The organism is Paraburkholderia sp. BCC1885 (genome assembly GCF_900996235.1).
GTDB lineage: Bacteria > Pseudomonadota > Gammaproteobacteria > Burkholderiales > Burkholderiaceae > Paraburkholderia.
In genome coordinates this window covers 1-7,053 of record NZ_CAAJGM010000255.1, presented here as the reverse complement: position 1 = coordinate 7,053, position 7,053 = coordinate 1, and the positions used below count along the sequence as shown (strand labels likewise).

Annotated in this window: 7 protein-coding genes and 1 pseudogene; 2 read left to right on the top strand and 6 right to left on the bottom strand. The window is 56.1% G+C overall.

Annotation, left to right across the window (positions count from 1 at the left end; translation table 11 throughout):
* Window positions 1-611 precede the first annotated feature (611 nt).
* A pseudogene (locus FQ755_RS33430) lies at window positions 612-1,756 on the top strand (IS3 family transposase); the annotation flags it as partial.
* 123 nt (window positions 1,757-1,879) lie between these two features.
* Here FQ755_RS33430 and FQ755_RS33425 read toward each other — a convergent pair.
* The 5 genes from FQ755_RS33425 to FQ755_RS33405 all read right to left on the bottom strand — a co-directional run bounded on the left by FQ755_RS33425 (window position 1,880) and on the right by FQ755_RS33405 (window position 4,710).
* Window positions 1,880-2,098 carry a hypothetical protein gene (locus FQ755_RS33425; protein WP_144161541.1) on the bottom strand — a complete coding sequence of 73 codons (219 nt, stop codon included), beginning with the start codon at window positions 2,096-2,098 and terminating at the stop codon, window positions 1,880-1,882.
* Between the two features lie 134 nt (window positions 2,099-2,232).
* The gene (locus FQ755_RS33420; RefSeq protein ID WP_144161538.1) at window positions 2,233-2,916 is read right to left on the bottom strand and encodes a hypothetical protein; all 684 of its coding nucleotides are present in this window, start codon (window positions 2,914-2,916) and stop codon (window positions 2,233-2,235) included.
* A 357-nt stretch (window positions 2,917-3,273) separates the two neighbouring features.
* The gene (locus FQ755_RS33415; RefSeq protein WP_144161535.1) at window positions 3,274-3,960 is read right to left on the bottom strand and encodes a glycosyltransferase; all 687 of its coding nucleotides are present in this window, start codon (window positions 3,958-3,960) and stop codon (window positions 3,274-3,276) included.
* 32 nt (window positions 3,961-3,992) lie between these two features.
* A complete protein-coding gene (locus tag FQ755_RS33410; protein ID WP_144161532.1) occupies window positions 3,993-4,271 on the bottom strand; it encodes a hypothetical protein in 279 nt (92 codons plus the stop codon).
* 64 nt (window positions 4,272-4,335) lie between these two features.
* Window positions 4,336-4,710, bottom strand: coding sequence for a hypothetical protein (locus tag FQ755_RS33405; RefSeq protein WP_144161529.1), 375 nt, complete (start codon window positions 4,708-4,710; stop codon window positions 4,336-4,338).
* 244 nt (window positions 4,711-4,954) lie between these two features.
* Between FQ755_RS33405 and FQ755_RS33400 the strand changes: the two genes are divergently transcribed.
* Window positions 4,955-5,323, top strand: coding sequence for a helix-turn-helix domain-containing protein (locus tag FQ755_RS33400; RefSeq protein ID WP_144161526.1), 369 nt, complete (start codon window positions 4,955-4,957; stop codon window positions 5,321-5,323).
* 473 nt (window positions 5,324-5,796) lie between these two features.
* Here FQ755_RS33400 and FQ755_RS33395 read toward each other — a convergent pair whose 3' ends face one another.
* A complete protein-coding gene (locus FQ755_RS33395) occupies window positions 5,797-6,819 on the bottom strand; it encodes a HEPN domain-containing protein (RefSeq protein ID WP_144161523.1) in 1,023 nt (340 codons plus the stop codon).
* Window positions 6,820-7,053 lie beyond the last annotated feature (234 nt).

The following is a 7,053-nucleotide window of genomic DNA, read 5'->3' as shown; positions in this document are numbered from 1 at the left end:
AACGCCGCTGAGTGCGTGCGCCGGGTTCTCTTCGTCATCGTCTGGTTTCCTTTGTAGGCATTATGCCTATCTCAGAACCCAGCGATTCCACCTAACCGACTGTCCAGATTTCCGGGGCCACCTCTGATAGTCGAGTGAAATGTAACAGATACGTGATACCTCTTTCGGCCACATACTCCTGTACTGTGCTCGCAGCCATCGCGCCCCCGGATTTTCTTAGGTCTGAATTATTATTTTCGTCGCCTAATATACTCTAGGTGCCAAGCAGATACACGCTGGCTTCAGACGGTAATCAAGCGGGTCCATTGACCGCATTCAGCCGACGCTATCGGCACTCCCCCTCATGGCTTACGCCTTTCCTGTCGCCTGCTGATCGAAGGCTTTAGCAGTTGATGGGCGCACACGTCGAACATGCCTCGCACTACGGGGCTCCGGTAATCCAGTCGCCAGCCATCTGTAAAGAGTCTGGACAGAAACGTAAGGTCCTTCATGACCGGGAACACCTGCATGTCGGACGCGATCTTGAACGACTCCGCAACCAACCGGACCCGCTCCACCTGAAGTTGACCCGCGAAAACGGACGCCTATCCTTTTGAAGAGGAGGTGCCGAAATGGGCAAGCATCGTACCCCGTACCCGGCGGAATTCCGGGCGCAAATGGTTGAACTGGTGAAGGCCGGGCGCAGGCCGGAGGAACTGGAAAAGGAGTTCGAGCCGACCGCGCAGACGATCTACAACTGGGTGGCACAGGCTGGTCGCGATGCGGGCGTGCGCCATGACGGGCTGACCACCGCCGAGCGGCAGGAACTCACGAAGCTGCGCCGCGAGAACCGGCAGTTGAAGATGGAGCGCGACATCCTCTCTCACGCAGCGGCCTGGTTTGCCCGGGAGACGGGAGCCGTATCGCCGAAGGATACGGATTCATGAGAGCGAACCGGGCCCGCTGGCCCATTGCCACGATGGCGCGGCTGCTCAGGGTCTCCACGAGCGGCTATTACGCGTGGCTGGTACGGGAGCCTTCGGCACACGCATGCGGTGACGCACAGTTGCTCGCGCGCATCCGTACGCTGCATGCGAGCTCGCGGGGCACATACGGTGCACCACGTATTCATGTGCAGCTGGCACGCGAAGGCATGCACGTGGGACGCAAGCGGGTGGCGCGCCTGATGCGCATGGCTGGCCTGCGTGGCGCGAGCCGGCGGCGCTGGCCGCACACTACGCGGCAACGCGCAGGGGCACGGCGTGCGCCCGACCTGGTGCGCCGGCACTTCAGCGCCGACGCCCGCAATGTGCTGTGGGTAGCAGACGCCACATACGTGCCGACCGCTGAAGGGTTCCTGTATCTGGCGGTGGTGCTCGATGTATTCAGCCGCCGCGTCGTCGGCTGGGCAATGTCAAACCATCTGTACACCGAACTGATGCTGCGTGCACTGGACATGGCGTTGTTGCAGCGGCGTCCCGAGGGGGTGATCCATCATTCGGACCAGGGCTGTCAGTACACGTCCATTGCCTTCGGGAGGCGTTGCCGCGAGGCCGGCGTGCAGCCGTCAATGGGGACGGCCGGCGACGCCTATGACAACGCCATGTGCGAATCATTCTTCGGCACGCTCGAGGCGGAGCTGCTGATGCGAGAACACTTCGCGACCCGCGAGCAGGCCCGCGCACGCATCTTCTGGTTTCTGGAAGGCTGGTACAACATACGCCGCCTGCACAGCAGTATCGGCTATTGCTCGCCGCTCGAATTCGAAAACCTGCATTCGCAGGATCAAATGTCATCGCCGCGCGGGTTGCCCACCGCCGGGCAGCGTCATGGTCGTGACAGGCGACCCGCCGCCCGGCCGTGGACAACCCGCGACTCAACACTCCCGGGAGGTTCAACATCACACTAAACCCAACTGCAAATCTGTCCGTTGAACCGGGTCAATCTCAACCGTATCGCCATTGCCGCCGTTCGCCTTAAGCCACAGGTTTTCCGATTCAATCAGGTGTTCGACCTTTAGCCACTTGCCCGTTGTCGCGTGACCAACCAGCTGCGATACAACGAGGTAGGTCAGTAGCTCACTGCGAGCTTCGTCGTCAAGATTGTAGGGAATCGTCATTTGTCCAACTCATGCGCATTGGATCGAATGATCGATTTTCCCCCACCCACGGGGGCAAGTAAATTGAATTAAGCCTCCATACAGAGACGTTTGCTGACAAGCTTATCGACGCTGTGCATTCCGTAGGCGGGCGTTCAAAGGTGGTCGTGCGAATCGACCCGGTCGGGATAGCCGATGCGCACCGGTAGCCGTTCAATTTCGTGTGGCTCGACGGATGCCGACGACGCAGCCAGCCGCGCCCACGTCGGCCCTTCCCTCATGCCGTAGATAATCAATGTATCGGCGGTAAGCAACGTCCCGCGAAACCATGTTTCGAAGGAGTCGAAGACCTCGTTCCGCCACAGTCTTTCTAGATCGGGATACAGGCGTCGATAGCTGGGCAGATTGAGCGAATCAATCCAGCCGCCCTGCACTTTTCGAGGCTCGCATTCGATACATCGCAGAAGGTCCCAGCAGTTATCGCCCCGAAACGCGACACCTGCCACGATGGTATTCGCAGTCACGAAAATCCGGATGGCCGGTTGCAGCTTCGAGAGTCTGAATTCGGTCGATGTCTTGCGCCGATCAACTGGCAGTACCTCCCCCACCCATGCGGAAATCTGCCGGAGCCAGCGGAACACTGCGCGCCGATGAATCGAGCAGCGCCTGTGGTCATTCCGTGTCTCGCTCGCTTTCCATTTGTAGCCGACCGACTCATATTTACGTGCCCCGCGTACGCGTCTGCATTTGCGCACAAGTTGCAAGGAAATGCGCTGCTCGTAAAATGCAGCGCGAGACGGGTAGCGGCGCGTTCGCCGCTGTCGTAGATTAAAAAGCATGGCGCTCCCTAATGCCCTTCCGCTGCGACAACGCTCTCCAGCAGATTGGCCTGGCTGGTAATGGCATCGAGCAAAGTCCGTCTCCGATCACGAGTACGGTTTCAGCTTCTCCAGCTAGACGAAATGCATCCACGCCGCATATCCTAGTTGCCCATAATGTACTGCTCGCACGTGGGCGGAATCTACTGTGCGTTCGCGGTGCCCAGCATCCGCGAAGTGACAGCACTGGCCCGTATTTCAATAGTGGTTTGTCCATTTTCTATTTGGTTAAGCGAATCGAGTCGCCGCCGAAAATGCATATGTTGTCGGTCGTCGCGTTGACGATCTGCATCACGCAGGAATCGTCGACGCCGCCGGCTATTCGCCGTATTTCCGCAGATAGCGTCCGTAACCTTCGATCCACGCCGGCGAGCCAAAGACACTTGCGCTATCGTGCACCACGGAAAGCGGCCACGTACCCATGCGCAAACCCTTCAATTCTGCCTGGCGGCAGAAATCCATGTCGTAGAAATGGAATGTGAACTGCTCATCGAAGCGCAGACCGGTCTCGACCAGTCTCGCGCTGTCAACGACCAGCATCAGGCCGTCCAGAAGCTTGCATGTCTGACCCGACGGCCCAAACAGTGACACGTTATCGCACGGAAAACCTTTGCCATGACCGACCGTGCCGCTCAGAAACTGCGACTCGTCCCACTTCCAATCCAGTGTGACGAATGCCCACGCAGGCTGACGTGGCACGCGGCGCTTGTTGCCAGCGAGTCCCACCACATCGAAGCGCTGAAGCGCTTCATTGATCCGGTCGACCCAGAAAAAGTCATGTAGCCATACATCATCGTGAACAAAGACGAGAATGGCTGGATTGTCTACCGCGTATTGAATCGCAGCGTTGTAGATCGTCGATAACCCCTGAGCATTATTGTCGAATAGATGCAGTTGTGCGTGCTTTAAATGGCTGTACAGCTTCAGCGAGCGACCGAGCGCGGTATCATTGGAGAACTGCTCCCGGGTGCCCCTTGTGCCGCAGACAAATCGGATGGGCTTCATCGGTCAGATTAGATTGAACGCGTCCGAAATGTTCACACCGGCTGGCGGCGCTGTTGTTCTGCGGACGCCATGCACAGTGTTGGCATTTCGGTGAATTTCGTCGGGTCGATCAGAAGGAAGCCCACGCCCGGCACTTCGGCGAAAATGAGTGACGCCATTGCCAGTTCTTTGCCGATTTCTTCAACGAGGAAGGACGGCAGGACGCCGGTGATGTGCGTGACTTCCGTGCGCTTGATCCACACGGCACGCGGATGCCCCGCTTCCTGTAGACGCTCAACTATGGTTCGCGCTACAACCTCTGCTACCAGCATTTCGATACCCTCGATTGTTACTAGCTGAATAAAGCTTCCCGGCATTCGAACGAGAAAGGGAAAATCACTCGTCGGCTGTCAAGGTCTGCGTGCACACCTGACGCCCGATAACTTCGCCTTCTTCACTGGTTTTTGCACCCTGTGCGTAGACAGCGTCGGTGATCGCATAAATCAGGTTGAGTGCGTCAGGGTTGTTCTCAAACGGCTGCCCTTGTGCATCGGGGGCTTTTGCCAGCTTTGCCTTGACTGTTGCTCGTGACATCCCTTTACCGTTGGCTTGGGCAATGACGTCGCCCATTTGGGCAAACACGTTGCAGGACTGCGTGACTATCGAGTTCATCAGTTGACGGCGGGCATCGTAGACAGTCTGTGCGTTGGCCGAAACGCTAATCAGCATCAGAAGGAAAAGCGTGAATTTCGCCAAAACAATGTTTCTCATGGTCGTTCGTCCGTTAAATAGAGTTGCATCTTTGACGGCGTACGTAAGCGGTCCGCCGTCGAATGCTCTTGGTCCATCGGCCAGCCTCTGCAGCTTTCCGAGCAGGCTGGTTCGTACATCTGTATATCGGCAGACCAAAGTCAACATTTAGTGTTGATATCAACATTTTAATGCGTTAACTGATCATCTGCCCCCCGTCACTATCGGAAAGTGATTTTTTGTGGTGTTCGACACGGGGTGTGGTATGGGGATCGGCGCGACTAGAGAGGAAATCTTTGCGAAGCGGATTGGTCAGGCACTTGCGCTAGCTCGTGGTGCCGCAGCGATGACGCAGGAGGATGTGTCGGAAGCGCTGGATGTGAATACCGAAACGATCAGCCGCTTTGAAAGGGGACACACGCTGCCCCCACTAAGCCGTCTTTTCGAATTGGCCACGCTGTATGGCGTGGAGCCGGAGACACTTGTCGCAGGAGGTGCGACGCGTTCGCTGGAGCCTGCAACTGACATTACCGTTCTCATGGGAGGGCTGTCCGATGAAGACCGTGAATTCGTGAGAGAGTGGGTTGTAGCGATGTGCGCCCGGCTCTCGCGGTCCCCAAGCGAAAAATCGTGACGACCCGTGGAGCCTCATCGCAACACGTTACGGCAGAACGTTGCCAATAAATGGAATCGCCCGCTGGAGTCCGAGTCCGAATACGAAAGCGGGGGCGGCGGCTGGATATCGTCGAATTTCTCGACGTGGCGGCCGTGCTTGAGGCTGATCCGACTTAACTGCTGAGGCAGTTCACTGCCTAAGCTGACACGGCTAATACGGCGCGGCGGTGAGTGAGCATCGCGCCCCCGACTACTGCCTTCACGCGGCAGGGGTAACAGGTTCAATCCCTGTCCCATCCACCAGTATTCAGCCGAAGACTCTGGAGGCGTCTCCAGCGCTGGTTTGGCCGACTGTTCCGGCCAGCAAAGAGCTTCTGCTAAAGCGACACGAAAAAGCTCTGCACTCGCGGGGCTTTTTTTCGTCCATTATATCCAGCAGCGCCCCGTACCCTATCGCGTCGACTGGCAGCGATCTAGCAGGTGAATAGCGAGCTAACAGGCACGCAGGTCACGATATAGGTCCGGCTCCCTCAATGCGTGACGGATGAGGGACTTAACCGTAACCCGCAAAAACTTGTCAGCGTTCTCTTGGCTGACGAGTAGCTGCTGTTTCTTACGAAAATCCGGGACACCGCCGTGCGCCACGCTACTCCGATACGAATAAAGCGCGGACCATATTTTTTCGGAAGAAGCTTCACCAAAATGCTCTGAGAGCGGAAGTGGGCGATCAAAGCGACGTGACAGGAGCGGAATTTTAGACTTCATTTGATGAGTGATCGAGTTGCCTCGATCCTCCAAGACAGGATTATGCGTTATTAGCATTTCTATAATCGCAAACAGCCCCAAACATAAAAAACTGGAATTCGAAGGAAGATCGTTTAGTGAGTCGAGCATCTGCAAGGCCCGAAGAATCTCTGGAAAGTCACCTTTGCCACCGATGCCGCCAGTCGTCGCGATCAAAAGCTCATAAGTAATCGCTATCTCCTTCAGCGAGTCGACGTTTATGCAAACAACCCTGTCCATGAATCCTTGATGGGAGCCGATATGAAAATATTTCTGTAGGGATTCGAATTTATAGCCATTCGAGATTTCCGATAAACTGAATGACAGAAGGTCAAGCGGCGTCTCGCAAATACTTGCCGCATAGTGCAAATTGACGTTTACATTTCTCGTTCCGGGATAACGCACAACATAGTATTTCCATTTCGGCTCCGGAAGCGATTCCGTTTGAATTGAATATCCACCTCCGGGCAACTCGGTAGCCGTCTGTTTGGATTCAAAGATACCTGCCAGAGATAAAGTCCCACTCCTGCCGATTAATGACTCCAATTTTACCTTTATATTTTCCCGTTCAACTGACGTGGCTTGGTCAAGAACACTACCATCAGGAAACGTAAACGGAAGCACGCCAGAATTTATCTGAATTGGATTGACGACAAAAGATATTGACGCGTACCGAACGGCATTTTTAATGGCGGCTTCCCAGTCGATTTTAGTCGTGCCTTTCTCATCCATATTATCCGCCTCTCAGGAACTGATTTTTGACTTTATACCTGGCCGCGACAAACGTAAGCGGCTCGGCCCGACCGTTTCGCCATGCTGACTTTTCCAAAGCATGATGAGGGCGTTCAGATCAACGGAGCCAGTCAGCCATGTCGAACGCAGGGGGCGCAGCCCATCCCCGTCGCACGTACGCGCGAAAATTCAAGCAGCAGGTGATCAGAGAGACGTTGGTGCCTGGCATGTCGG

What these genes read in the sequence shown, in the direction of transcription:
- FQ755_RS33410 (WP_144161532.1), bottom strand. Translation starts at nt 4,271, where the DNA reads ATGCTGGTAGCAGAGGTTGTAGCGCGAACCATAGTTGAGCGTCTACAG.
- FQ755_RS33400 (WP_144161526.1), top strand. Translation starts at nt 4,955, where the DNA reads ATGGGGATCGGCGCGACTAGAGAGGAAATCTTTGCGAAGCGGATTGGT.
- FQ755_RS33420 (WP_144161538.1), bottom strand. Translation starts at nt 2,916, where the DNA reads ATGCTTTTTAATCTACGACAGCGGCGAACGCGCCGCTACCCGTCTCGC.
- FQ755_RS33395 (WP_144161523.1), bottom strand. Translation starts at nt 6,819, where the DNA reads ATGGATGAGAAAGGCACGACTAAAATCGACTGGGAAGCCGCCATTAAA.
- FQ755_RS33425 (WP_144161541.1), bottom strand. Translation starts at nt 2,098, where the DNA reads ATGACGATTCCCTACAATCTTGACGACGAAGCTCGCAGTGAGCTACTG.
- FQ755_RS33415 (WP_144161535.1), bottom strand. Translation starts at nt 3,960, where the DNA reads ATGAAGCCCATCCGATTTGTCTGCGGCACAAGGGGCACCCGGGAGCAG.
- FQ755_RS33405 (WP_144161529.1), bottom strand. Translation starts at nt 4,710, where the DNA reads ATGAGAAACATTGTTTTGGCGAAATTCACGCTTTTCCTTCTGATGCTG.